Below are 24,598 nucleotides of genomic sequence, written 5' to 3'. Positions count from 1 at the left end.
TCAGGAAGCCGCGGCGAGGACCTCGTCGAGCAGGGTCTCGGCCTTGCCGTCATCGGTGCCTTCGGCCAGCGCGAGCTCGCCGACCAGGATCTGCCGAGCCTTGGCGAGCATGCGCTTCTCACCTGCGGAGAGGCCGCGATCCTGCTCCCGGCGCCACAGGTCGCGAACGACCTCGGCCACCTTGTTCACATCGCCGGAGGCGAGCTTCTCCAGGTTGGCCTTGTAGCGGCGAGACCAGTTGGTCGGCTCCTCCGTGTGCGGCGCCCGCAGAACCTGGAAGACCCGATCGAGACCCTCCTGGCCGACGACGTCACGCACGCCGACGTATTCGGCGTTCTCCGCGGGAACCCGAACAGTCAGATCGCCTTGGGCGACCTTCAGGACCAGATACTCTTTTTGCTCACCCTTGATGGTGCGAGTCTCGATTGCTTCGATCAGCGCCGCTCCGTGGTGGGGGTAAACGACGGTGTCTCCGACCTTAAAAATCATGTGTCCCGTGCCCCTTTCGATGTTCACAGTTTAACATGCGACTCGATAACGGCGCGATCAACTGTGCAGGTCAGGGCCACAACGAGGCGACCGTGGGGCTTGACAGAAGCCAGGCGGTGTGCATTACGTTGTGCCAGAACAGGTTATCTCCGGGCCTGATCGCCCCCGCTGCCCCACCGGCGACCCGGCACCTTCTCCGCTACTCCCGAAGCTCGACCGAACTGTTACCCACGCGCGGGGTGTCGGCACGGGCAGGCTCGGCACCGCCTCCGGAGCGCGCCCACGCGGCGTCCGGGACAAGTTGGCACAGCCCCCACGCCTGGGCCGCCGAAGGAACTACTACGCTGCCTAGTTACTACGCTCCCCGCGCGGAGCAGAGCCCGGTCGACATGGAGGGACAACCCGTGACTGCCCTGAAAGCTGTGACCGCCCCGAAGGGGGCGCGACGTCGCATGGTGACGGTTGCCGCACTCGCCGCCGGAGCGGCGATCGCGCTGTCCGGCTGCGGCGCGGGTCAGATCTCGCAGACCGCGGAGCAGGTCGCCGCCGTGAACGGCAACCAAGCCGACGTCGGCGACATCGCGCTGCGCAACGTGCACATCGTCTACCCGGCCGAGGGCACCGCGTACACCAACGCCAAGGGCGGCAAGGCGGTCATCGCCCTGTCCATCATCAACAACAGCGAGTCCGTCGCCGACGAGCTGGCCAGCATCACCACCGACCTGGGCACCGTCAAGATCACCCCGGCCGCCGGGAAGTCCGGCGCCCAGCTCGCCCCGCAGCAGACCGTCGTCGCGGGGACCCACCCGGTCAAGCAGAACACGCCGACCACAACGACCGCGGCGCCGACGACGACCGCAGCGCCGACCACCACGGCTGGGGCGCCCACCACCACGGCCCGTACGACCGCGCCGACCACCACCGCGGCCGATTCGCACGGCGCCGACGACCACGGCGCCCAGCCCGCCGCCGACCCCGAGGCCAACCCGATCCTCATCGAGATCACCGGCCTGACCAAGGACATCACCCCGGGCCTGACCTACAACGTCTCGTTCAACTTCAAGCAGAACGGCACCGTCCAGGTCCAGGTCCCCGTCGACGCGGGCCTGCACACCGAGCGGCACGAGTCCGACAAGTCCGGCCCGGCCGAAGCCGAACACAAGGGCGGTCACTGAGCTGTCCTGATATGCGGCGCCTGCGGCGCTGCGTATTCGCACCCCAGGGCGCTGACTAGTCCGGACACTGTCGGTGTTGGTGCGTAAGGTGCGCGTGTGGCAAAGACCAAGCCGATCTTCCGGTGTTCCGCCTGTTCGCACGAAGTCGCCAAATGGGTGGGCAAGTGTCCCGAGTGCGGGGCTTGGGGCACCGTCGACGAGGTCGTCGTCGGGGCGGGTTCGGTCGGGGCTCCGGGTCGCAAGGCGATGTTGCCCAGTACCGCGGCCGCGCCGATCTCCCAGATCGACGCGAAGGTCACCAAGGCCAGGCCGACCGGAGTCAGCGAGCTCGACCGGGTGCTCGGTGGCGGCGTGGTGCCCGGTTCGGTAGTGCTGCTGTCCGGCGAGCCGGGAGTGGGCAAGTCGACGCTGTTGCTCGAGGTCGCCCATCGGTGGGCGACGCAGCGCGATGAGAAGGCGCTCTATGTCACGGCGGAGGAGTCGGCGGGGCAGGTCCGGCTGCGCGCCGATCGCACCGGCGCGGTGCACGAGCGGGTCTATCTGGCGTCGGAATCGGATCTGTCGATCCTGCTCGGGCACGTCGAGCAGGTGCGCCCGACGCTCCTGGTGGTCGACTCCGTGCAGACCATGCTCGCTCCCGACGCCGACGGCGTGATCGGCGGCGTCACCCAGGTCCGCGCGGTGACCGCCGCGCTGACGTCGCTGGCCAAGGCGAGCGGGATCGCGGTGCTGCTGGTCGGGCACGTCACCAAGGACGGCAATGTCGCCGGTCCGCGCACGCTCGAACACCTTGTCGACGTGGTGCTGCAATTCGAGGGCGACAAGAACTCGACGCTGCGCATGGTGCGCGGCATCAAGAACCGTTTCGGCAGCGCCGACGAGGTGGGCTGCTTCGAACTGCACGAGGACGGTATCGCCGGTGTCGACGATCCCTCCGGCCTGTTCCTGCACCACCGGACCGATTCGGTGCCGGGCACCGCGGTGACCGTCGCGATGGACGGCAAACGCCCCCTGGTCGGCGAGGTGCAGGGCCTGACCGTGAAGACCGAGATCCCGCAGCCGCGCCGCGCGGTGAGCGGGCTGGACTACAACCGGGTCGCCATGGTGCTGGCCGTTCTGCAGAGCCGCGGCCGGGTATTCCTCGGCAAAAGCGACGTCTACGCCGCGACGGTCGGCGGGATGCGCCTGGTCGAGCCCGCGGCCGACCTGGCCATCGCACTGGCCATCGCCAGCGCCGACGCCGATGTGCCGATCCCTCCGGGCTGGGTGATCCTCGGCGAGGTCGGGCTGGCGGGCGAGGTCCGCAAGGTGACCGGCGTGAGCCGCAGACTGGCCGAAGCCGAACGCCTCGGCTTCACCACCGCCCTGGTGCCTCCCGGCCTTGCCCCCGCGAAAACCACCATGAAAATCCACGAGGTCACCGACCTCCGCTCAGCCATCCGCATAGCGGGCCTCCGCAAACTGCGCGCCGCTCCCGAAGAAGCAGCGAGCTGACTTCAGGCGATGTTGAACGGCTCGGCCGCGCTGCGCACCGAGCCCAGTTGCGCCACAACGTTGTACGCGCCCGGCGGCACCGGAACACGTTCGCCCGCACAGTTGGGCTGCGAGGTGGAGCCCGACCAGGTCACCGTGAACGCCGCCTGCTCACCGCGATTCATCGTGCGGACATCGGGCTGGCCGTCCGGATAGCAATCCGTGCTCGACCACAGCCGTCGCTGGCCGTCGAGCGTGTGCACCGACACTTGCTGCAGGCCGGAGCCCATATCGCGGGTGCAGGGCACCGACGAGATGTTGGTGATGACGATCCCGAACACCGGCTGCTCACCGGTCCGGTAGGTGGGCTGCTCGACGGTCACTTTGATCGCGAGCGACTGATCAGGGCACGAGGCAGCCGCCGCGGCGGCGACCGACGACTTCGGTACACCGGAATCACCGGCGCCGGACGGCTTGGCCGCCCCGGTGTCGGCCGGCTTGGCCACGACCGAACTGGATCCGGCGGACTTGGTGTCGCCCGGCGAGTCACCGCCGCGCACGACCGCGAGCACGACCCAGATCACCAGCGCCAGCGCGACCACCAGGATGCCGATGGCGAATGCGCGTCGACGCCAGTAGATCTCCGGTGGCAGCGGTCCATTCGGTTCCAGCACGCCTCAACGGTAAGGGCACGGTCGGGCCCAGCGTCTCAGGGGCACGGCGTGTCGGCCGCCCGCGCCCATCGGCCGCGGGTACATTCCGCCCGCACGCTGGGCGAACCTCGGGCGCGCCGCGGTGTCAGACCACCTCGCCGATGTTGCCGACGACCCGGTGCAACTGCACTTTGCCCTCGGCCAGCTTGTAGGTCACGCACGCGATCGCGCACTCACCGGTCGCGACCCGCTGCGAGATGATCATCGACCGTTGCATGAGCAGGCGGCCGGTCTCCACCACGTGCCTGGCCTCCATCTCGTCGACGGTGGACAGACCCTCGCGGCGTCCGATCAGAATGGACGGCGTGACCCGCTCCACCACGCTGCGGATGAATCCGCCGGGGACCTCGCCGCCGTCGAGCGCGTCGATGGTCGCCTTCACGGCGCCGCAGCTGTCGTGGCCGAGCACTACGATGAGCGGCACGTTGAGCACCTGCACCCCGTACTCGATCGAGCCGAGTACCGAGCTGTCGACCACATGGCCCGCGGTGCGCACGACGAACATGTCGCCGAGGCCCTGGTCGAAGATCAACTCGGCCGCGACCCTCGAGTCGCCGCAACCGAACAGAATCGCGTGCGGGTGCTGGCCGCTGACAAGCTTGGCTCGGTCGGCGGCGCCCTGGCTAGGATGCAGCAGCGTACCGCTGACGAAGCGTTCGTTGCCTTCGCGCAAGGACTTCCAGGCACTGATCGGGTTGGAATCCGGCATACCGACCATTGTGCACACCGGATGTGTTACCAGCGAGTTTGGTCGGTTACAGGTGGGCAAATACCGCCTTGCGGCGATAGGACAGGGATAGTGAGGGCAGTGCGGAACGGCGCACCGAAGGACATCGACGCGGACACGTTGCTGGACTGGTATCGAGCGAGCGCGCGCGACCTGCCGTGGCGCAGGCCGGGCGTCACCGCGTGGCAGATCCTGATGAGCGAGATCATGCTGCAACAGACCCCGGTGGTGCGCGTGGAACCGATCTGGCGCGAGTGGGTGGCGCGCTGGCCGGTCCCCTCGGCGATGGCGGCAGCCTCTCCTGCCGAAGTGCTGCGGGCCTGGGGAAGGCTCGGGTATCCGCGGCGCGCGCTGCGCTTGCACGAGTGCGCCAGAGTACTGGCGGCCGTGCACGGCGACGAGGTACCCGCCGACGTGGACGTGCTGCTCGGCCTGCCCGGCATCGGCGCTTACACCGCCCGCGCCGTCGCGTGTTTCGCCTACGGCCAACGAGTTCCGGTGGTGGACACCAACGTCCGCCGCGTGGTTGCCAGAGCGGTGCACGGGCGCGCGGAAGCAGGCAACCCGTCCTCGCGCGACCTCTCCGAGACCGAAGCCTTGCTGCCGAACCAGATCGACCGCGCCGCCGTATTCTCCGCGGCACTGATGGAACTCGGCGCGACCGTGTGTACCGCGCGTACCCCGGATTGCTCGCGGTGTCCGCTGCCGAGCTGCGCTTGGGTCGCGGCGGGACGGCCGGTGACCGAGGTGGTTCGCCGCACCCAGAAATACGAGGGGACCGACCGCCAAGCCCGCGGTCGCCTGCTGGACGTCCTGCGCCACGCCAGCGGTCCGGTCGAGCGGGTTCGCCTCGATCTGGCATGGACCCGCGACCCGGGGCAACGCGATCGGGCGCTCGACTCGCTGCTGGTGGACGGCCTGATCGAGCAAACCGCCGACGGCCTGTTCGCGCTCGCGGGCGAGGGCGGCGGCCAGGACGCGGAAATCCGTCCTTGATCGGCCCTGTCAGACGTAGTCCGTCCTGAGCCCGCGCACGGCCGAAGCGGAGTCGGAGTACGCCTAACGCGCACGGCCGGTGCAAAGGCGGAATACGCCCAACGCGCATGACCGCAGCGAAGGCGGAGGTACGCCTAACCGCCGAGAACGCGCCGCAGAAAGCGCTCGACCTCGGTCCGGTAGCGCCCCGGCTGGTCATCGTGCACGAGGTGGCCCGCGCCGGGGACCAGGGCGTAGTCGGCTTCCGGATGCGCGGCGGCCATCCGCCGCATCTGTCCCGGTGGGGTGATGCTGTGCTCGCCCTCCAGCAACAGGGCGGGCACCCGCACGGCGTGCCATTGCCGCCAGAAGTCGCGCGCCCCCCACTCCTCGGAGATGTCGCGGAACGTGGCGACCGAACCGTGCAGCCGGTAACCCTCGGGCCCGCGCTCGAACGCGTTCAGGAAGTACTGCCCGGCCACCGGCCCGAAGAAGGAAAGAACGGCCTCGTCGTCGGGAAACGGCTGCGGCCATGCCTCGATCATCGCCGCCCAGTGCGCGGCGGTGCGGCCGGTGAAATCCGGTGCGATGTCCTCGATCACCAGCGCACGGACTCGCTCGGGATGAGTCGCGGCGAACACCCACCCGTGCAGGGCGCCCATCGAATGACCGATCACCACCATGGGCTCGGTGATCCCGGCCGTGCCCTCGGCGAGGTCGTCGACGAATGCCTCGGTCGTCAACTCCCCCGGCGCCGGCCTGCCGTGCCCGGCGGCGTCGAAGGTGTAGACGTGGCCGTGTTCGCGCAGCCAGTCCAGCTGATCGCGCCACGTGCGCGCGCTGCCCATCAGTCCGTGCAGCAGCAGGATCGGCGCGCCTGCTCCGCCTTCGTCGTGCAACATCGGTTCGACAATACGAGGCACCGAGCAGCTGCTCGGCGGCAACCGCTAGCTTGGACGCATGGCTGTTGTGAAGATCAACGCGATCGAGGTTCCCGAGGGCGCGGGCCCCGAGCTGGAGAAGCGGTTCGCCCACCGTGCGCACGCAGTGGAGAACTCGCCCGGCTTCCTCGGCTTCCAGCTGCTGCGCCCCGTCGCCGGAGAGAACCGGTACTTCGTTGTCACCCAGTGGGATTCGGAGGAATCCTTCGCCGCGTGGCGGGACGGACCCGCGCGCGAGGCGCACGCGGGCGAGCGCCAGAAGCCCGTCGCGACGGGCGCTTCGCTGCTCGAGTTCGAGGTCGTGCTCGACGTCGCCGGGAAGCCCGGAGACTGACCTCGGCGCCTATCGCCGGGCAGGTCTGCCTGCTCGGCGACTCGCCCGACGCCGTGGTACGCCCGTGCCGGACATAGTTGACGCCGAGGTACCCGAGCTGTCACAGTTCGAAGGACAAACGCGAAGGTGATGCGGTAATTCCGGTGAGATTCCGGAGCGGTCGCGCCACTGTGTTCCATGCATCGAGTCCGGTGCCGGAAAGCCAGACACCGGCACCGTCGCGCCACCACCCGATGGGACGCGTATCCCAAGGAGGACTCGAATGGCCATCGCGCATTCACCCAGCCGGGCAACCGATTCCCTGGCCACCGTGCTCGTCACGGTCGGTGTCGTTCTTCTCGCACTACTCACGCTCTACCTGGTCGGATTCGACCAGGGCGTCATCTCGCGCAGCGGGATGTACCTGCATGAGCTGATGCACGACGGACGGCACCTGCTGGGGCTTCCGTGCCACTGACCGGTTCGCTCGGAACACTGCTGCTTCGCGGCCTGCTGGCCGGCCTCATCGCCGGGCTGCTGGCCGCGACAGTCGGTTACTTCGTCGGCGAACCGAAGGTGGACGCCGCGATCGCCATCGAAGAAGCGAGCTCCGCCGCCGAGCACACGCACGGCGAGCCCGCCGAGTCGCCGGAGGGGCATTCCCACGGCGACGAAGAAGAACCACTGGTGAGCCGCACCGGCCAGAAGTTCGGGCAGTTTCTGGCGCTCGGGCTGGCCGGGCTCGCGCTCGGCGCCATCTACGCCTCGGTCGCGCATGTCGCGCGGCGCTACACCACGCTGTCCGGGCCGCGACTCGCATTGACGCTGGGCGTCGCCGGTTGGGCCGCGATCGTCGCGGTGCCGTTCTTCAAGTACCCGGCCAATCCGCCGGCGGTGGGTGATCCCGACACCATCGACAACCGCACTCTGTTGTGGCTGGCGGCGGTGCTGCTCGGCATCGTGGCCGTCAGTGCCGCGGTGGCGGTGTTCACCGTGCTGCGCGCACAGCTGTCCACGATTCGGCTGATCGGTGGTGTCGCCGCGTTCGTGTTGGTGACCGGGCTCGGCTACGTTCTGCTGCCCGGCGTGAACGAAGTGAGCGCAGATTTCCCGGCGACCCTGCTGTGGGAGTTCCGGATCGCATCACTGGCCGAGACTGCGACACTGTGGACCTGCCTGGCCCTGGGCTTCGCCGCGCTCACCGAATTCGCAACGCGTACCGATACCCCGGTACGAGTAACGGCCGCTACCGCGGACTGATTCGCGTCCGGAAGCGCTGAGGCAGTGTCGGTCCCATGACCGGCACTGCCTTTTCGTCCTGGCCCGCCGCACGGCGTGTCAACTCCTCCGTTCCACCACGCGCCGTTCGTGTCGCGTTCGTCGCGCTCGTGGTCGCCTTGCTGGCGGGCGTCGCCGAGGCGATCGTGCGGGCAGCATGCGCGTCCGACACCAACCCGGAGGACTTGGTGGCCGGGCTCGGCATGCGCGTGGCGATTTATCTGGTGGTGCTGGCCGTCGCGGTGCGTATGGCCCAAGGCGACCGTTGGGCGCGCCTGCTGATCACGGTGGGTATCGGCGTGTTCGGCCTGCTCTCGCTGATCATCGAGCCGCTGGCGGCGGCCATGTCGGCGAAGGAACTCCAGGACCTGTTCACCGAACTGACCCCCGCATCCGTATGGCTGGGGTTCTTCCGCACAGTCCACATAGCCGCGGTACTCATCGCGATTCCCGCGCTCTACACCGGCTCCGCCCGGCGCTGGTTCCGCGAGCGCTAACTATTCGCGCACCCGCGCGGCCCCAGACTCGCGGCACCCGCCCTGGTTCGGCAGGCGGTGATTGTTCGCGCACCCCGAGCGCCACACCCGCGCCATCCGCCTTGGTTCCGCAGGCGGCAATTGTTCGCGCATCCGCCTCGCTTTGAAGCCGCGCCACCCGCGCTTGGTTCCGCACGCACTGACTCTTCGCGCGCCCGCATCACTCCCCGCACACGTCACGGCGTGTGCGGGGAACAAAGCGGACGCGCGAACTACGCGAGTGCCGCGTCGAGGGTGATGTGGTCGACCCCCGCCAGCGCTTTGCTCACTGGGCAGCCCGCCTTTGCAGCCTCGGCGGCGGCCTGGAATGCGTCGCCGTCGATGCCGGAGACGCGACCGCGGACGGTCAGCTTGATACCGGTGATCCGGAAGCCGCCCGCCGGGTCGGGGCCGAGCGTCACGTCGGCGGTGACGTCCAGGCTCTCCGGCGTGCCGCCCGCGTTGCCGATCTGCGCCGAGAGCGCCATCGCGTAGCAGGAGGAGTGCGCGGCCGCGATCAGTTCCTCCGGGCTGGTGGTGCCGTCGGCCTCTTCAGCGGAACGCTTCGGAAACGACACGTCGTACTTGCCAACCCCCGAACTGGTCAGCTCGACCTGTCCCGAACCCTCCTGCAGGGTCCCGGTCCAGGCAGTACGCGCGGTACGTGTGGGCATCACGGTCCTTTCGCCGATGATCGTTTGACGATTCAGGACGAACCTACCCCGGCCACCTTGCCCCGGCCCACCGCTTCGCCGATCAGTTTCGCGCCGTCGTCCGGTCCGCACTCGCGCTGCGGTCGAAGTCGAGCACGCTGGAATCCAGGATGCGCCAAGCACATCGGGCATGGCCGCCCGAACCGAGAGACGCGCCCTCGGCCGAGCGGTCGGCGGCGCCTGAACGCACATCTGGACGGGCAGGATGCCTCGGCGACAGGACGCGCCCGCCGGGCATCCATCCAGCGCCCGGAACCGTCGCTCGCCCGGTGGACAGCAGTATGTCACTCCGCGTTGGTGATCCTGGCCAGCACGATGCCGCCGACGATCAGTGCGAGCGCGAGTACGCGGCCCGCGCTGAGCGGGTCCTTGTTGACGACGATGCCGAGGGTGATCGCGCCGACGGCACCGATGCCCGTGAAGACCGCGTAGGCGGTGCCGACCGGGAGCGTCTGCATCGCCCGGGAGAGCAGGTACACCGCGGTGACGCCGAGGGCGAAGCAGACCAGCGTCGGCACGAGTCTGGTGAAGTTCTCGGTCGGCTTGATGCTCTGCGACCAGACGATCTCCACCAGTCCGGCGACACCGAGGACCACCCAGTTCATCTCAGTACTCCTCGGCCAGATCGCGCGCCGTCGCCAGCGCGAGGGTGTAGGACGCGTCGTGCTCGGCGCGCCGATGCGCGAGCGCGGGGTCCTGACGGGAATTGGCGAGCTCCGCGTGCACGAAAACCGTGTCCGATACGGCGAAATGGCCTGCGAAGAAGTCGCGCATAAAGCGTTCCTGATAGTCGTACGCCGCCTTGGGCGCGCCCGGCGCATACGTGCCACCACGTGCGGTCGTCACGACGAACCGCCGCTCGCCCAAGGACATCCGGGGAAAGGTCACCTGGTCCAGCCACGCTTTGAGCGAGGCCGGGATCGAGTAGTTGTACATCGGGGTGCCGATCAGGATGACATCTGCCGCGAGCAGTTCCGCGAGCAGCGGCCGGACGATCTCCCATGCGGCGGCCTGCTCCGGGGTGCGGGCCAGTTCGCCGAGCCGTTCCGGATCCGTGCTCGGCAGGGCCAGCACCGCGTCGCACAGTTCGGTCCAGGCTTCCCCGATGAACGGCACCGGGTCGGCGGCCAGATCGCGGTAGCGGTAGTCGCCGTCGGGGTTCCGCGCACGCCATGCGCCGGCGAATGCGGCGCTCAACTCCCGGCTGATCGACCGACGCCGCGCACTGGCATCGAGATGCAACAAGGTGCTCATGATCAACCTCCAACTAATTGGACACATCGTCCGGTTCAACACAGAACGACGTTAGCCACAACCGGACGCAATGTCCAGTTATTTCGTAATCGGCTAGAGTCACGGCATGGAACCCCGCGCCGACCTGCTCGCCGGTACCGAGACCGGCCGGGCGAAATCGCATGAGCGCGCGGATGCGGCGCGCAACCGGGCCAAGGTCTTGGCGGCGGCAGCGGGGCTGTTCGCCGACCGAGACCCCCGCACGGTGACGATGGATGACATCGCGAAGGCGGCCGGTGTCGGACGCGGAACCTTGTACCGGCGCTATCCGGACATCAACTCGATCGCGGTGGCACTGCTCGACGAATACGAGCGCGACCTGCAAGAGAAGTTGCTCTCCGGTCCACCGCCGCTTGGGCCGGGAGCCGAACCTGGACAACGGCTGGCCGCTTTCTACGCCGCGATGGTCGAATTGCTGGATGAGCACGCGCATTTGGTGCTCGGCAGCGAAATCGGCGGAGCCCGCTTCACGACCGGCGCGTACGGATTCTGGTACGCGCACGTGCGAGCGCTGTTGGTGGCAGCGGGAATTCGGGAACCGGACGCGATGGTCGATCCGCTTCTCGCGCCGCTGGCAGCGGAGGTCTATCGCCGCCAACGCGAGCGCGGACTCGCCTCCGCGCAGATCACCGACGCGCTGCGCACAATCGCGGAAACGCTTCTCGGCGATTCACGCCAGATCGCGTTTCCGCATCAGCCAGATCGTGCCACCAGCGAAGAACAGCAGGTAGCTCGCCAGCACGAGCAGTGATTCGTTTCTCGAAAGCACGTCGAGCACGCCCGGCGTGGCCGGTCCGTCGACCGTCCGCATCGCCCCGGCCAGCGATCCCGCTGCCGTGCCGGGTAGATGATCGGTAACCACCTCGATCGGCGGGAAAATGCCCGCGACGCCGCGCAGCAGGTTCTCCACCACCAGCACCCAGACCAGACCGAGCCCCACAGCGAGTGCGGGGCCGCGAGCGATCGCGCCGATGAGGGCACCTGCCAGCGTCCACATGCCGAGAATCGCTATGCCGGTGAGGATTCCGAGCAGCGTCCGGTCCAGGGACGGCAGTGTGAGCGGCTGCGATTCGGATACGGCGATCAGTCCGGCCACCGCGATATCAGCGATGAACGCCGCACACACCAGCCCGGCCACCACGCCCGCGAGACTCGCTACTACCGCGGCGACCGCGTGCGTCCGGGAAGGTCCTTGCGTGAAAACCGTTTTCCAAGTTCCCCAGCCGTATCCACTGCCGATGGTCAGCGCACCGAGGATGAGCATCAGCGCTCCGCCGAACATCGCCATGCCCTGGGTGAACACTTCCGGCACCGCGGCGGGCAACATCTGCCGCAGCAGCGCCTCGCGGGGCAGCCCGTTGGACATTCGGCCGGATTCGCCCGACGTATACGCCAGGTAGTTGAACAGATAGGCGAACGTAAGATTCAGCAGAATCCAGGTGCCCAGGATTATCCAGAACGCGGGCCACTTCCGTAGCCGCATGGCTTCCGCGTTCGTGCTGGCCACCAGGTCGCGCAGCCGCAACGCATTCATCGCGCCGCCTCCAGTCGCGTCATTTCGAAGAACACTTCCTCCAGGGATTTCTCGTCGACCCGCAGTTCCAGAAGGTCCGCGCCCGACGCCACGACAGCACGCGCGACCTCGGGCGCGGAGACGGTCTCCGACTCGATCCGGATGCCCCGCGCGGTCAGCAACGCCGAACGCTCGCCGGCCAATCGGCGCACCGCGGGCAACGCCAGCTCCAGCGGCTCGGCCCGCAACAGCAGCGACGAGGCCCCGCGCAACTCCGCGACCGTCGCCTCGGTCAGCAACCTGCCGTGCGAGATCACTCCGACCCGGTCACAGATCTCCTGCACCTCGCTGAGCAGGTGACTCGACAGCAACACGGTGTGGCCGTCGGCGGCCAGATCCGTGATCAGCTCCCGCATTTCCGCCATGCCCGCGGGGTCGAGGCCGTTGGTCGGCTCGTCCAGAATGAGCAGATCAGGTTCGCCGAGCAGCGCCGCACCCACACCGAGCCGCTGTTTCATGCCCAGGGAGTAGGTGCGGAACTTGTCGTCGCCGCGGGACGTCAAGCCGACCCGGTGCAGCGCGTCGGCCACGTCGGTCCGGCCGAGGCCGCGGTACTTCGCCAGCACCAGCAGGTTGTCCCGGCCGGAGAGGTAGGGATAGAAACCAGGGCCCTCGATGAGCACACCGATCCGGCGGACCACCGCGGGATCGCCGGGGCTTCGCCCCGCCACCAGGGCCGTGCCCGCGCTGGGACGGATCAGCCCGACCAGCATGCGCAGCGTGGTGGTCTTGCCCGCTCCGTTCGGGCCGAGAAACCCATAGATCTCGCCGGACGCGACGCTCATGCTGACACCGGCCACCGCGGTGTGCTCCCCATAGCGTTTGGTCAACCCTCGGGTGACCACGATCGAATCTGTCATGCACCGAGAATCCGCCGCCGACCCCGGCCAGGGCATCCGTCGCGGAGCGACGTTCGGTGTACGTACCGAGCACTACGAACACCGCCACCCGCGGCCCTACAACCGGATCGCAACGGCACGCTCGACGACGAATTCACCCCTCCGCGACGGAGGAAGTTCGCGCGCGCCCATCGCGTATTTCGAATGCCGATCGCGCGTATTCGGGAAATACGTTCGCAGGCGGACGTCGAATCAGGGCTCAGCCGCATAGGCTACGTGCGTGCGGGTGGCAGCGTTTACGGATCGGAGCTCGGTCGGCTTGGACTGGGGCGTCGCGCTCGTCGTGGCCGCGGTTCAGGTGGTCGGAGGCACCTTCGCGAATATGCGGCAGACGGGCGTGCAGTCCCTCGACGTGCTCGGGTACCTACTGCTGCTCGCCGGTCCCGTGGCGCTGATCTGGCGGCGGGCGCAGCCAGTGCCGGTGCTGTTCGTCGTCCTGGCCGCGTGCCTGGCGTATTCCCTACGCGGCTACGGGTACGGGCCCATCTTCGTCTCGCTGGTCGTCGCCTTTCTGACCGCCGCGAGCAGCGGATCCCGTTGGTGGACTTATCCACTCGTCCCGCTCGGCTATCTCGCACTGGTCTGGCCGGTGCCCGCGCTGCTCGGCAGACCCGCCGACCTGTGGCAGATCTTCGCGCTGATGGCGTGGCTGGCCGTGCTGCTGTCGGTGGCCGAAGGGATTCGGCAGCGCAAGGCCGTGCTCGTCGCTCGCAGACAGCGGGCGGAAGCCGCGCTCCGGGACGAGGAGGCGCAGCGCGAGCGGCGAGCCAGCGAGGAGCGCCTGGCCATCGCCCGCGAGTTGCACGACGTGCTCGCCCATAGCCTGTCGATGATCAACGTGCAGTCCTCGGTGGCGCTGGAACTTCTCGACAAGCGGCCCGAGCACGCGGAGACGGCGCTGACGGCGATCAAAGCCGCCAGCCGCGACGCGCTCGCCGAGGTGCACGCGCTGCTGCACACGATCCGCTCCGGAACGGTCGCGACGCCCGAGGACCAATCGGCCGCCGCGCACACCGACGACGAGTCCAGCCATCGCCGCATCAACGGCCGCGATTCGGCCACTGCCGAGCCTGCTTCGAGCGATAGTTCCGCGAGGAAGGCCGATGCCGCCGAGCCGCCGCCCGCCCCGCGCGCTCCCGCACCGAGCATCGGCGACCTGGACGAGCTGTTGCAGCGCCCGCGCGCGACCGGCTTGACCGTCGACACCCGAGTGCTCGGCACCCCGCAGCAGCTGCCCAGCGTCATCGACGCGGCGGCGGTGCGGATCATCCAGGAGTCGTTGACCAATGTGCTCCGCCACGCGCCAGGTGCCGACGCGACGGTGACCGTGCGCTACACGTCGGACTCGGTCGATATCACCGTCGACAACACACGCCCCACCTCCGCCCCGTCACGATCCAGCAGCGGCGGCAACGGCGTCATCGGCATGCGAGAGCGGGCCCACGCACTCGGCGGCGCGCTCACGGCCGGCCCGCGCCCCAGCGGCGGCTTCCGAGTCGCGGCGCGGCTGCCCGCCCGAGCCCCTGAGCCGGGAGCGGCCCGACCGGATACGGCGTCACCAGGACCAACGCCGCCCGGCACAGCAGCGAGCACGCCCGCGCGGAGCGACGTGGCGACAACCGCAACCGATCAGGAAGCGGCCGGACCGAGCACGGCGACGCCAGGAACGACGCCGCCCGGCACCAGACCGATCGGCACAGCACCGAGCACGGCCACCTCCAGCACGCCCGTCCATGGCAACGCGGCAACGAGCGCGTCCGCGCCGGGGGCGGCCGAACCCGACACGGCCGATGTCCCGACCAAGACGGCCCCGCCCCCGCGCAAAGCGGCATCAGGCATGCCCCGGACGACTACGGCCCCATCAGGCGGTTCGCAAGACGAACCCACCGACCGACCGAGCACATCCGCCGGACGCGTGAAGCACTAGCTCCCGCCGATGGCAGAGGAGGCTGCGATGCACGACCCCACGACGACACGCAGAGGGGCGACGCGCCTTCGGTCGACGCGCCGCCGACCACGACCGCACTGGGCCGTCGGCCGGTGCAGCACGCTGGCACTGGTAGGGCCGATCACCGGCCCCCAGCGGCGGTCTTCCGGGAAGGTGGGCAGCAGGCCCGCACCGGTTTGGTCGGCCGCCGAGGCGAAGCGGCCGCGCAGCAGCTGGGTACATCCGCTGGAAAGCCGTAGCGTCGATGGGAAACCTGGGCGGCGCAGAGGAGGCTCCTCCGATGCATGACCACGACGGCGCGGCCGGGCACGACAGCATCCGGGTCCTGGTGGCCGACGATCAGGCTCTGGTGCGCGGCGGGTTCGTCGCACTGCTGGACGCCCAGGACGGCATCGAGGTGGTCGGCGAGGCGGACAACGGTGAACAGGCGGTGCGCATGACGCGCAGCCTGCGCCCCGACGTGGTGCTGATGGACATCCGCATGCCGATCCTGGACGGCCTGGCCGCCACGCGCATGATCGCCGAAGACGCCAAGCTGGCCGACGTGCGCGTCGTCGTGCTGACCACCTTCGAACTCGACGAGTACGTCTTCGAGGCGATGCGCTCCGGTGCGACGGGATTTCTCGTCAAGCACACCGAACCGGCCGATCTGGTCCGCGCCGTCCGCGTGGTCGCCGCGGGCGATGCCCTGCTGTCCCCCGGCGTCACCCGTAGGCTGATCGCGGAGTTCTCCGCGCGCGCGAAGACACCACCGGCCGCTACCCTCGCCAAACTCACCGACCGCGAGCGCGAGGTGATGACCTTGGTCGCCGAGGGTCTCACCAACGCCGAAATCGCCGACCGCCTCTTCATGAGCCCCGCCACGGCGCGCACCCACGTCAGCCGCATCCTCACCAAGCTGAACGCCAGAGACCGCACCCAGCTCGTGGTCATGGCCTACGAATCCGGCCTGGTCCGCCCGGGCTGGCAATAGCGCGGTGCTCAGGGAAACCTGATGACGCCTTGGCCCCGACCTACCAACCGGGCCGCCGAATCCGCCAGCGCTCAGGACACCGGCGGCGCTCGCTGATCGGCCACGCAGCGGAAATCCACCTGCCCGGGCAGTCCTCTGACAATGGCCGGACCGACTCCACTCGACGGCGGGCGATGAACCACACATCCCCGATGAGCGCACGTGGCACACGCCGCAACTTGTCGGGCGGCAGCGGGACTGCCCACCGACATCGGGCACGGTCGGCGTGAGGCCCGCGGCGGCGCTCACCGGTCGTCGCACTGCACCGATTCGACACGGGCGGGTCGGTCGCGCGGACAAGCCTCCGGGATGGCGGCCGAACCTCAGTGTGCCGCAGGGCGGTGTGGCCAGATCCGTTCCGGGTCAAGGGTGATGAGATCGGATACGGCGATGACTTGCTGTTCGGCGGCTTGCAGGTGTTCCAGATGGGGCGTGATGACCGCGGCCGCACCGAGGCGATCCACGAGTATGCGCAGCCGCGTGACCGGTGCGTCCACCTCGGGCCCGAGAGTCAGCGTTCGGGCCAGGTCATAGCCCAATCTGCGTGCCAACGCGCGGATTTCGAGTTCGTGACGACGCTGGCGGCGTCCGGAGATGTCCCGGCGCAGGTACCCGATCGCTTTCGGTTTCATCGCTCCCTTTCACTGGTCGGAGCACCCGGCGCCGGGGGCTCTCGCCACCGGCCCGGCGGCGTGTACCGGGGCAGTGTGCCGATGCGGGCACGGCATCAACCCGGCGCCGGATGCTGCGAACAGCGTCGGTCACCAACCGCGCCGTGACGACGCCGCCGACTGTGTGCACCGGCCTGCGCGATATCTGCCGTAGTCCGCCCCGCCATGCCGCTTCTGGTCTAAAGTGCGCGCACGACAACGGATTCGGAACAGGGGGACCGAACGTGACCGACAAAGAAATCACCGATTCCGAATTCACCCCCGCGTGGGAGTCGCCGGAATTCCGGCGACTGCTCGCCACCGGTCAGCCTGGCCGAGCATTGGCCTTGGTCCGCAAGGAAATGGGTTTGTCCCAAGCGGATTTCGCCGCGCTGCTGTACTGGGACCGCACGCATGCCGGACGGGTGGAACGCGGCGAAGTGGCCACCATCTTCGATGTTCGTGAACTTAACCGCGCCGCCGACGCACTCGGCATTCCACGCTCGGCGCTGACCCCGATCTTGCTCGAACCCACCGATCCGAGGACCATCGAAACCGGGGAGGGTGAAGGAGCCGAGAACGTGGACCGCAGACAGTTCGGCCTAGCAGCAACAACGATGGCAGCCGTCGTCGGGAGCACTGCGACACCGGCAGCAGCGGCAGACTCGATACGCGTCGGCAGCGGCCACATCACATATATCCAGACCCTGACGCAACGGCTGTGGGAGCACGACAATCGTTTCGGCGGTGGCAATATCGCGCAGTACGCTCTTCAGCAATACCGCTTGGCACGTCGCCTGCTCGACCATGGTGAATACGGTCCGCGCACCGGCGCTGAATTGGCGAATGCGGCCGGCTGGTTGTCCAATACCGCAGCGTGGTTGGCACGTGACTGCGGACGACCGGACATCGCGCGGCACTGCCTGATGAGATCGGTCCTGCTGGCAGAACAATGCGGCGACACACTGCTGTTGGCGGCAGCGCTCGGTGACCTCGCAAATGTCGGCGTCGGCTCGACCGAAACTGGCCGGGAGTCGATACGGCTCGCGCACCGTGCGACTGAACTCGTCCGTCAGCTCCCTTCGATCCGGCTGAACGCCCTGCGTGCGGCAGAAGAAGCCACCGCACACGCAGCCATAGGAGACCGTACGGAGTTCGAACGCGCCCTGATACGAGTGTGGCGCGAAGCGGATCGCGGTCTCGAAGGCACCGACGACCCTGCCTGGCTGGACCATGTCACGGTGGCCGAGCTTCAGGTCCATGAGGCCAAGGGCCGCAAGCTACTCGGGCAACACAGTCAGTCGGTCGAGCTGTTTCGCGAAAGCATTGGACGCCCCGGCAATCTACCGCGAGACGAGGCGTCGTATCGCGCCTATTTCGCAGCATCGCTCGCCGGTCTCGGGGACACCAGCAGTGCCATCACCGAAGGCCATGCCGCACTAGCGATCCTGGAAGGTCCGGTGAACTCCCCACGCCTGGTGGCCGAATTGCGGCCGGTGCGCTTGGCCGCCGCACGCAGAAATGGCGATGACGCCGAACGCTTTCGCCGCCGCTTCGACGCTCTCAGCCCGGCCCTTCGCTCGCACTAGTACGTTGACCACGAACATCCGCCGGGCTGGGTGATACGCCTCCGGGTTGCGGCGGCGGGCCAGGGTCCGGGGCACTTTCGAGGGCGGTAGCTGCTGTCGAGAGTGCGGGGCGGTGTGTGCAGGAACAGGTTCGAGCCTGGCGGCTGCGGGACGTGGAAGGTCGACGGCCGCAGGCACCAGCTTTCTTGACCTGCGGGTCAAAAACATTTAGAGTCCTTCCCGTGGGCAGGCCGCGGAACTTCGACACCGATACCGTGGTCGAGCGCGCGATGGAGGAGTTCTGGACCCACGGGTACGGCGGCACCTCTCCCGCGCAACTCGCCGAGGCCACTGGCGTCGGCAAGGGCAGCCTGTACCACACGTTCGGCAGCAAACGGCAACTGTTCGAGCAGGCATTGGCCCGCTACGGGCGGATGGGCGTCGAGCACGCCGAGGAGCTGCTGTTCCAACCGGGAAGCACCCGCGAACGCATCGGCGCTTACCTGCGTGAGACCGTGGATTCCGATGTCGCACAGCCGGTTCGGCGTGGCTGCATGGTCGTGAACACGACCGCCGAGCTCGGTGGCCACGACGAGGAGATCACCCGAGCCCTGCATGCCATCGAGGAGCGCATCGTCGCGGTGCTGGCCGCCCGGATCGAACAGGGCCGACGCGACGGCGACGTCGGTCCCGACGTCGATGCGCGGGCCACGGCCGAGTTCCTGCTCAACACCACCGCCGGTTTGCGCATCATGGCCAAGACCCGCGACGCCGACGCGCTGTATCGCATCATCGACGTCGCCCTGACCGCACTCTGACCGATCCGCCCCGTCGCGGTGACTCTCGCGTACCCGAGTTTTTGACCTGTAGTTCAAGAAAGGAAATCTCCATGGATCTCGAATTGACCGGCAAGACCGCCGTCGTCACCGGAGCGAGCCGCGGCATCGGCCTCGCCGTCGCCGAGAGCTTGTCCGCCGCGGGCGCACGCGTGATCGGCGCCGCCCGCACCATCACACCCGAACTCGAAAAGGCCACCGTGGCGAACGTTTCGGTGGACTTGAGCTCGCAAGAGGGCGCCACTGCGCTCGTGGATACCGCGTTGGAGGAGCTCGGTGGCATCGACATCCTGATCAACAACGTTGGTGGCGGCAGCCCCGACCGGCTGACGCTGGGCGGGTTCCTCGACAGCACCGACGATCAGTGGCGGCACTTCCTGGATGTGAACCTGTTCAGCGCCGTCTGGGCGACCCGCGCCGCCCTGCCCAGCCTCCTCGAACGTCGCGGCGCGATCGTGAACGTCTCCTCGATCAACGCACACCTCCCGTCCGCCGGGCCGGTCGGATACAGCGAGGCAAAGGCCGCGCTCACCGCCTTCGGCAAGCGCCTGAGCGAGGAGTTCGGTCCGCAGGGAGTCCGCGTCAACACGGTCTCACCCGGCGTGGTCGGAACCCGGATCTGGCGCGGTTCCGAATGGGTGGGCGCGAAGCTGGCCGCCGCCCAGGGCATCTCGCACGAACAGTTGCTCGAGGCGCTGCCGGACCAGTTCGGCATCGCCTCGGGCCGAATCTCCGAACCGGAAGAGGTCGCGGCCCTCGTGACGTTCCTGGTCTCGGGCAAGGCTGCCAACATCGTCGGAGCCGACCTCGTCATCGACGGCGGGACCATCAAGACGAGCTGAGGACATCGCCTCAGCCGGCGCGTTGACCACGACCGTTCACCGGTCAGGCTGGGATGGCGTGGGTCCGGGTCGGCCCCAGCGTTACTGGCGCCGGTCGAGGCACCCGTCTGACCAGCGGCGCAGCCGCCGAGAGTGGAATCCGGCCGGATGGTCCCGGCCGGATTCTTCGTCTCATGCGGCGTCGAGGGCTGCGGTGATCTTGCGGGCCATCTCGGCCAGGACGGGGCTGGGCGTGCCCTGGTGAAGTCGCGCGGCGGAGTCGATGGCGACGAGGACGGTGCTCCGGAAGTTGGCTGCCTCGGCCGGATCTTTCTCCCCGAGCAGGCTCATTGCTGCGGTCAGGGCCGGCAGCACGTGGTCGGCGAGTTCGGCGACGGTCTTGCCCTTCAGTGTGATGTCCTTGGACTTCGCGGCGAGCACGTGCCCGACCAGGCCGGTCGCCGACGACAGGGCGATACTGCCGTCGGTGGCGGCCTTGTGGGGCTTGCCGGTGGCATCAGCGGCGACCATCAGCGACACGGCGCCGTAGGCGGCGGTACGCACGGTGGCCTTGTCCTGGTCGGTCAGGGTGATGGACATGGTGGTGCTCCTTCGAAATAGGTTGTGATGAAATGGGTTTGGACGGATGGATGATGGAATGCGGCCGGGTTGGCGCCCGCGGTATCCGGATTGCCGAGGGCGGGTCGGGTACGTCGGCGAACGCGGCCGTCCGAGCGATGGTGAGCCCATCGGTTATCAGCTCGGCGAACCCTCCTGGTCATGGGCCGATGCAGTCTCACGTACGGCCGCGGCGACGGCGCGGAAATCCTTGCGCAGGATGTGGTCGTGGTTGCTGGCGACCTTCGCACTGATACGGATGTTCGGGTTGCGGGCGCAGACCGCACCGAGGCTGGCACGGATCCGTTCCTGCTCGTCGCCCTTGCTTCCGAACGACGCCCCCGACGCAAGCACATACCGTGTCGGGACGGTGATGTCGTCCAGCACAGGGCCCAGGTTGGCCGCACGGGAGACCTTGCCGAGCTCGATGTTGCTCTCGGCCTGCTGCGCAGCGGTCATCCGCGGGGTCAGGCCCGTCGGCCGCAGCAGCGCTGTGACCGGGCGCAACAGCTTGAACAGCCTGCGGATCCGCTTCTCCATCGCCGCGTCGAGCCAGTCATAGGGTTCCGCGCCGTCGACCAAGACCGCGCCCACGGCCCGGTCCGGATTGCGGCTGGCCCAGTGCGCCGCGACGAACGCGCCGTAGGACCAGCCGACCACCAGCGCCCGATCCACACCCCTGGCCGCCAGGATGGCATCGACATCCCGCACGCAGGCTTCGAAGGAATAGTCCGCCGAACGCCCCGATTTGCCGCGCGCCCGCTCGTCGTATGTGATGTGCCGGAACCCGGGACCGAGTTCAGCGATGACCCGCCGCCAGTAGCCCTGCGTGGCGAACTGGCCATTGAGGTAGACCACGGGAATACCGGAGCCGCCGGTGTCGGTGACAGCCAGGGCCGTATCGTCGATCGGCACCATGCCGATCCACTTCGAGTTGGTCGAGGAGCTGGTGTTCTTCGTCATGGCAACCACTCTCGGCGCCTGGCCTGATACCACCCTGACGCCGACCTGACACGCCCACTGACACGGTGTAGGCCCCCGGGCCACACGCCGACCGCCCACCCGGCGTACCGCTCACCGCCATGGTTCAGCACTCGGCGACGGCGGGAATCACCTCTCGGCCGATGACCTCCAGCGGGCTGATCGCATCCATTCCGGTCACCCTGCCGATCACCATGTCGATTCCGATATCAGCGAGGCGTTTCAGCGTCCCGACCAACTCGGGGGCTTGCTCGCCCTCCGGACCCACGTCGAAGGCGAAGGGACACGTCTTACGAATCTGGTCGTAGTCGCGACCGATGTCGTCGCAATGGCGACCCAATAGTTGGAGTTTGCGCGGCAGCTCGGGCCCCGGTCGCAGACTGCAAGCGTTCGCGTAGCGGGCCACCAAGGCCAGCGTCTTCTGCTCACCGTCACCGCCGGAGTCTTGGACCCCCTGCGCTGCATACAGAAAGCCCGCACCACCGTCTACCGGTGATGCGGGCCTCTTTGCTCAGGAGTTACTCGCCGGACGCGGCCTCCGCGGAGCCTTCCGACGCGCCGGTCAGCACGACTTCGGGCTTCTCCTCGGCGGCGGCCTTGGTCAGCTTCGCCTTACCGGTGAAGGTGAACTTGGCGTCCTCACCGGAGCCCTCGCCGTCCCAGCCCTCGACGTCGACCTGGATGATCTGGCCAGGGCCGATCTCGCCGAAGAGGATCTTCTCCGACAGCTGGTCCTCGATCTCGCGCTGGATGGTGCGGCGCAGCGGCCGGGCACCGAGCACGGGGTCGAAGCCACGCTTGGCCAGCAGGTTCTTGGCGTTCGGGGTGAGCTCGATCGCCATGTCCTTGTTCTTCAGCTGCGTCGCGACGCGACCGATCATCAGGTCCACCATCTCGACGATCTGCTCGGTGGTGAGCTGGTGGAAGACGATCACGTCGTCGATGCGGTTGAGGAACTCTGGCCGGAAGTGCTTCTTCAGCTCGTCGTTGACCTTGAGCTTCATCCGCTCGTAGTTCGAGCCCTCGTTGTTGGACTGCGAGAAGCCCAGACCGACGGCCTTCGAGATGTCCGAGGTGCCGAGGTTCGACGTGAAGATCAGCACCGTGTTCTTGAAGTCCACGGTCCGGCCCTGACCGTCGGTGAGGCGGCCGTCCTCCAGGACCTGCAACAGGGTGTTGTAGATCTCCTGGTGGGCCTTCTCGATCTCATCGAACAGCACAACCGAGAACGGCTTGCGGCGCACCTTCTCGGTGAGCTGGCCGCCCTCCTTGTAGCCGACGTAGCCCGGAGGGGCACCGAACAGCCGCGAGGCGGTGAAGCGGTCGTGGAACTCGCCCATGTCGATCTGGATGAGCGCGTCGTCGTCGCCGAACAGGAAGTTCGCCAGCGCCTTGGACAGCTCGGTCTTACCGACGCCGGACGGACCGGCGAAGATGAACGAGCCGGACGGGCGCTTCGGGTCCTTCAGGCCGGCGCGGGTGCGGCGGATCGCCTTGGAGACGGCCTTGACCGCATCCTCCTGGCCGATGATCCGCTTGTGCAGCTCGTCCTCCATGCGGAGCAGACGGGTGGTCTCCTCCTCGGTGAGCTTGAACACCGGGATACCGGTCCAGTTCGCCAGCACTTCGGCGATCTGCTCGTCGTCGACCTCGGCCACGACGTCCAGGTCACCGGAACGCCACTGCTTTTCGCGCTCGGCCCGCTTGGCGACGAGCTGCTTCTCCTTGTCACGCAGCCGCGCGGCCTTCTCGAAGTCCTGCGCGTCGATCGCGGACTCCTTCTCCCGGCGCGCCTCGGCGATCTTGTCGTCGAACTCGCGCAGGTCCGGCGGAGCGGTCATGCGGCGGATGCGCATCCTGGCGCCCGCCTCGTCGATCAGGTCGATCGCCTTGTCCGGCAGGAACCGGTCGTTGATGTAGCGGTCGGCCAGGGTGGCGGCGGCCACCAGCGCGCCATCGGTGATGGAGACCCGGTGGTGCGCCTCGTAGCGATCGCGTAGGCCCTTGAGGATGTTGATGGTGTGCTCGACGGTCGGCTCGCCCACCTGCACCGGCTGGAACCGGCGCTCCAGGGCGGCGTCCTTCTCGATGTACTTGCGGTACTCGTCGAGGGTGGTGGCGCCGATGGTCTGCAGCTCGCCGCGGGCCAGCTTCGGCTTCAGGATCGAGGCCGCGTCGATGGCGCCCTCGGCCGCGCCCGCACCGACCAGCGTGTGCAGCTCGTCGATGAACAGGATGATGTCGCCGCGGGTGTTGATCTCCTTGAGCACCTTCTTCAGGCGCTCTTCGAAATCACCGCGGTAGCGGCTGCCCGCGACCAGGGAGCCCAGGTCGAGGGTGTAGAGCTGCTTGTCCTTCAGCGTCTCGGGGACCTCGCCGTTGACGATGGCCTGCGCGAGACCCTCGACCACGGCGGTCTTGCCGACGCCGGGCTCGCCGATCAGCACCGGGTTGTTCTTGGTGCGGCGGCTGAGCACCTGCATCACCCGCTCGATCTCCTTCGAGCGGCCGATGACCGGGTCGAGCTTGCCCTCGAGCGCGGCCTGGGTCAGATTGCGGCCGAACTGGTCGAGCACCAGCGAGGTGGACGGGGTGCCCGCCTCACCGCGCGAGCCGGACTCGACCGGCTCCTTGCCCTGGTACCCGGACAGCAGCTGGATGACCTGCTGACGCACGCGGTTCAGGTCGGCGCCCAGCTTCACCAGCACCTGCGCCGCCACGCCCTCGCCCTCGCGGATGAGGCCGAGCAGGATGTGCTCGGTGCCGATGTAGTTGTGGCCGAGCTGCAGGGCCTCGCGGAGGCTCAGCTCCAGCACCTTCTTGGCGCGCGGGGTGAACGGAATGTGCCCGGACGGGGCCTGCTGGCCCTGGCCGATGATCTCCTCCACCTGGCTGCGCACGCCTTCCAGCGAGATGCCGAGCGACTCCAGCGACTTGGCCGCGACGCCCTCACCCTCGTGGATCAGCCCCAGCAGGATGTGCTCGGTGCCGATGTAGTTGTGGTTGAGCATCCGGGCCTCTTCCTGGGCCAGGACAACGACACGCCTCGCGCGGTCGGTGAACCTCTCGAACATCGCTCCCTCACTC

Annotated in this window: 27 protein-coding genes; 13 read left to right on the top strand and 14 right to left on the bottom strand. The window is 68.2% G+C overall.

Going from position 1 to position 24,598, the window contains the following annotated elements:
• A complete protein-coding gene (carD, locus tag IU459_RS19655) occupies positions 1–489 on the bottom strand; it encodes an RNA polymerase-binding transcription factor CarD (RefSeq protein ID WP_011206964.1) in 489 nt (162 codons plus the stop codon).
• Between the two features lie 404 nt (positions 490–893).
• Between carD and IU459_RS19650 the strand changes: the two genes are divergently transcribed.
• Positions 894–1,664, top strand: coding sequence for a hypothetical protein (locus IU459_RS19650; protein ID WP_324198939.1), 771 nt, complete (start codon positions 894–896; stop codon positions 1,662–1,664).
• A 96-nt stretch (positions 1,665–1,760) separates the two neighbouring features.
• Positions 1,761–3,158: a DNA repair protein RadA gene (gene radA, locus IU459_RS19645; RefSeq protein ID WP_195130999.1), complete on the top strand. Its 1,398-nt coding sequence runs from the start codon at positions 1,761–1,763 to the stop codon at positions 3,156–3,158.
• 2 nt (positions 3,159–3,160) lie between these two features.
• Here radA and IU459_RS19640 read toward each other — a convergent pair whose 3' ends face one another.
• Both IU459_RS19640 and IU459_RS19635 read right to left on the bottom strand, forming a co-directional pair.
• Positions 3,161–3,811, bottom strand: coding sequence for a hypothetical protein (locus IU459_RS19640; protein ID WP_195130998.1), 651 nt, complete (start codon positions 3,809–3,811; stop codon positions 3,161–3,163).
• Positions 3,812–3,935: 124 nt separating this feature from the next.
• Complete coding sequence (locus tag IU459_RS19635) at positions 3,936–4,559, bottom strand: carbonic anhydrase (protein WP_195130997.1); 624 nt, start codon at positions 4,557–4,559, stop codon at positions 3,936–3,938.
• A 90-nt stretch (positions 4,560–4,649) separates the two neighbouring features.
• Here IU459_RS19635 and IU459_RS19630 point away from each other — a divergent pair, with 90 nt between their 5' ends.
• Positions 4,650–5,573, top strand: coding sequence for an A/G-specific adenine glycosylase (locus IU459_RS19630; RefSeq protein ID WP_440446510.1), 924 nt, complete (start codon positions 4,650–4,652; stop codon positions 5,571–5,573).
• Positions 5,574–5,707: 134 nt separating this feature from the next.
• Here the strand turns inward: IU459_RS19630 and IU459_RS19625 are convergent, their stop codons facing one another.
• Positions 5,708–6,454: an alpha/beta fold hydrolase gene (locus tag IU459_RS19625; protein ID WP_195130996.1), complete on the bottom strand. Its 747-nt coding sequence runs from the start codon at positions 6,452–6,454 to the stop codon at positions 5,708–5,710.
• 58 nt (positions 6,455–6,512) lie between these two features.
• On the opposite strand from IU459_RS19625, the gene mhuD reads away from it, so the two are divergent.
• The 4 genes from mhuD to IU459_RS19605 all read left to right on the top strand — a co-directional run bounded on the left by mhuD (position 6,513) and on the right by IU459_RS19605 (position 8,581).
• Complete coding sequence (mhuD, locus tag IU459_RS19620; protein WP_195130995.1) at positions 6,513–6,827, top strand: mycobilin-forming heme oxygenase MhuD; 315 nt, start codon at positions 6,513–6,515, stop codon at positions 6,825–6,827.
• A 262-nt stretch (positions 6,828–7,089) separates the two neighbouring features.
• Positions 7,090–7,284, top strand: coding sequence for a CbtB domain-containing protein (locus IU459_RS19615; protein ID WP_039794710.1), 195 nt, complete (start codon positions 7,090–7,092; stop codon positions 7,282–7,284).
• Positions 7,275–8,066 carry a CbtA family protein gene (locus tag IU459_RS19610; protein WP_195130994.1) on the top strand — a complete coding sequence of 264 codons (792 nt, stop codon included), beginning with the start codon at positions 7,275–7,277 and terminating at the stop codon, positions 8,064–8,066. Before IU459_RS19615 ends, IU459_RS19610 begins: the two co-directional genes overlap by 10 nt.
• Positions 8,067–8,101: 35 nt before the next feature.
• Positions 8,102–8,581 (top strand): hypothetical protein, encoded by a 480-nt coding sequence (locus tag IU459_RS19605; RefSeq protein WP_195130993.1) that lies wholly within the window; start codon positions 8,102–8,104, stop codon positions 8,579–8,581.
• 251 nt (positions 8,582–8,832) lie between these two features.
• Here the strand turns inward: IU459_RS19605 and IU459_RS19600 are convergent, their stop codons facing one another.
• The 3 genes from IU459_RS19600 to IU459_RS19590 form a co-directional block, all read right to left on the bottom strand.
• Positions 8,833–9,273 (bottom strand): OsmC family peroxiredoxin, encoded by a 441-nt coding sequence (locus IU459_RS19600; RefSeq protein ID WP_195130992.1) that lies wholly within the window; start codon positions 9,271–9,273, stop codon positions 8,833–8,835.
• 323 nt (positions 9,274–9,596) lie between these two features.
• A complete protein-coding gene (locus tag IU459_RS19595; RefSeq protein WP_195130991.1) occupies positions 9,597–9,917 on the bottom strand; it encodes a DMT family transporter in 321 nt (106 codons plus the stop codon).
• Between the two features lies 1 nt (position 9,918).
• Positions 9,919–10,566 (bottom strand): FMN-dependent NADH-azoreductase, encoded by a 648-nt coding sequence (locus IU459_RS19590; protein ID WP_195130990.1) that lies wholly within the window; start codon positions 10,564–10,566, stop codon positions 9,919–9,921.
• A gap of 106 nt (positions 10,567–10,672) precedes the next feature.
• Here IU459_RS19590 and IU459_RS19585 point away from each other — a divergent pair, with 106 nt between their 5' ends.
• Positions 10,673–11,356, top strand: a complete 684-nt coding sequence (locus tag IU459_RS19585) for a TetR/AcrR family transcriptional regulator (RefSeq protein ID WP_195130989.1) — start codon at positions 10,673–10,675, stop codon at positions 11,354–11,356.
• Here the strand turns inward: IU459_RS19585 and IU459_RS19580 are convergent.
• Positions 11,276–12,139 carry an ABC transporter permease gene (locus IU459_RS19580; RefSeq protein ID WP_195130988.1) on the bottom strand — a complete coding sequence of 288 codons (864 nt, stop codon included), beginning with the start codon at positions 12,137–12,139 and terminating at the stop codon, positions 11,276–11,278. The genes IU459_RS19585 and IU459_RS19580 overlap by 81 nt on opposite strands.
• The gene (locus IU459_RS19575; protein ID WP_195130987.1) at positions 12,136–13,038 is read right to left on the bottom strand and encodes an ABC transporter ATP-binding protein; all 903 of its coding nucleotides are present in this window, start codon (positions 13,036–13,038) and stop codon (positions 12,136–12,138) included. Before IU459_RS19575 ends, IU459_RS19580 begins: the two co-directional genes overlap by 4 nt.
• A gap of 259 nt (positions 13,039–13,297) precedes the next feature.
• On the opposite strand from IU459_RS19575, the gene IU459_RS19570 reads away from it, so the two are divergent.
• Positions 13,298–15,004: a histidine kinase gene (locus IU459_RS19570; RefSeq protein WP_324198938.1), complete on the top strand. Its 1,707-nt coding sequence runs from the start codon at positions 13,298–13,300 to the stop codon at positions 15,002–15,004.
• Positions 15,005–15,305: 301 nt separating this feature from the next.
• Positions 15,306–15,998: a response regulator gene (locus IU459_RS19565; RefSeq protein ID WP_195130986.1), complete on the top strand. Its 693-nt coding sequence runs from the start codon at positions 15,306–15,308 to the stop codon at positions 15,996–15,998.
• 362 nt (positions 15,999–16,360) lie between these two features.
• Here the strand turns inward: IU459_RS19565 and IU459_RS19560 are convergent, their stop codons facing one another.
• Complete coding sequence (locus IU459_RS19560; protein ID WP_195130985.1) at positions 16,361–16,669, bottom strand: hypothetical protein; 309 nt, start codon at positions 16,667–16,669, stop codon at positions 16,361–16,363.
• A 110-nt stretch (positions 16,670–16,779) separates the two neighbouring features.
• On the opposite strand from IU459_RS19560, the gene IU459_RS19555 reads away from it, so the two are divergent.
• From IU459_RS19555 to IU459_RS19545, 3 genes are all read left to right on the top strand, one after another.
• Complete coding sequence (locus tag IU459_RS19555) at positions 16,780–18,276, top strand: helix-turn-helix domain-containing protein (RefSeq protein WP_195130984.1); 1,497 nt, start codon at positions 16,780–16,782, stop codon at positions 18,274–18,276.
• A 221-nt stretch (positions 18,277–18,497) separates the two neighbouring features.
• A complete protein-coding gene (locus IU459_RS19550) occupies positions 18,498–19,073 on the top strand; it encodes a TetR/AcrR family transcriptional regulator (protein ID WP_195130983.1) in 576 nt (191 codons plus the stop codon).
• A gap of 71 nt (positions 19,074–19,144) precedes the next feature.
• Entirely contained in the window at positions 19,145–19,933 is a 789-nt protein-coding gene (locus tag IU459_RS19545) for an oxidoreductase (protein ID WP_195130982.1), read from the top strand.
• A 171-nt stretch (positions 19,934–20,104) separates the two neighbouring features.
• On the opposite strand, the gene IU459_RS19540 is transcribed toward IU459_RS19545, so the two are convergent.
• From IU459_RS19540 to IU459_RS19525, 4 genes are all read right to left on the bottom strand, one after another.
• A complete protein-coding gene (locus tag IU459_RS19540) occupies positions 20,105–20,512 on the bottom strand; it encodes a hypothetical protein (RefSeq protein WP_195130981.1) in 408 nt (135 codons plus the stop codon).
• A gap of 156 nt (positions 20,513–20,668) precedes the next feature.
• Positions 20,669–21,493, bottom strand: a complete 825-nt coding sequence (locus IU459_RS19535; RefSeq protein ID WP_195130980.1) for an alpha/beta fold hydrolase — start codon at positions 21,491–21,493, stop codon at positions 20,669–20,671.
• A 124-nt stretch (positions 21,494–21,617) separates the two neighbouring features.
• Positions 21,618–21,917: a hypothetical protein gene (locus IU459_RS19530; RefSeq protein ID WP_195130979.1), complete on the bottom strand. Its 300-nt coding sequence runs from the start codon at positions 21,915–21,917 to the stop codon at positions 21,618–21,620.
• 112 nt (positions 21,918–22,029) lie between these two features.
• Positions 22,030–24,585, bottom strand: a complete 2,556-nt coding sequence (locus tag IU459_RS19525) for an ATP-dependent Clp protease ATP-binding subunit (protein ID WP_195130978.1) — start codon at positions 24,583–24,585, stop codon at positions 22,030–22,032.
• Positions 24,586–24,598 lie beyond the last annotated feature (13 nt).

It is taken from the genome of Nocardia amamiensis (assembly GCF_015477605.1).
GTDB lineage: Bacteria > Actinomycetota > Actinomycetes > Mycobacteriales > Mycobacteriaceae > Nocardia > Nocardia amamiensis_A.
The sequence above is the reverse complement of the archived record's forward strand: the minus strand, read 5'-3'. Positions and strand labels throughout refer to the sequence as shown.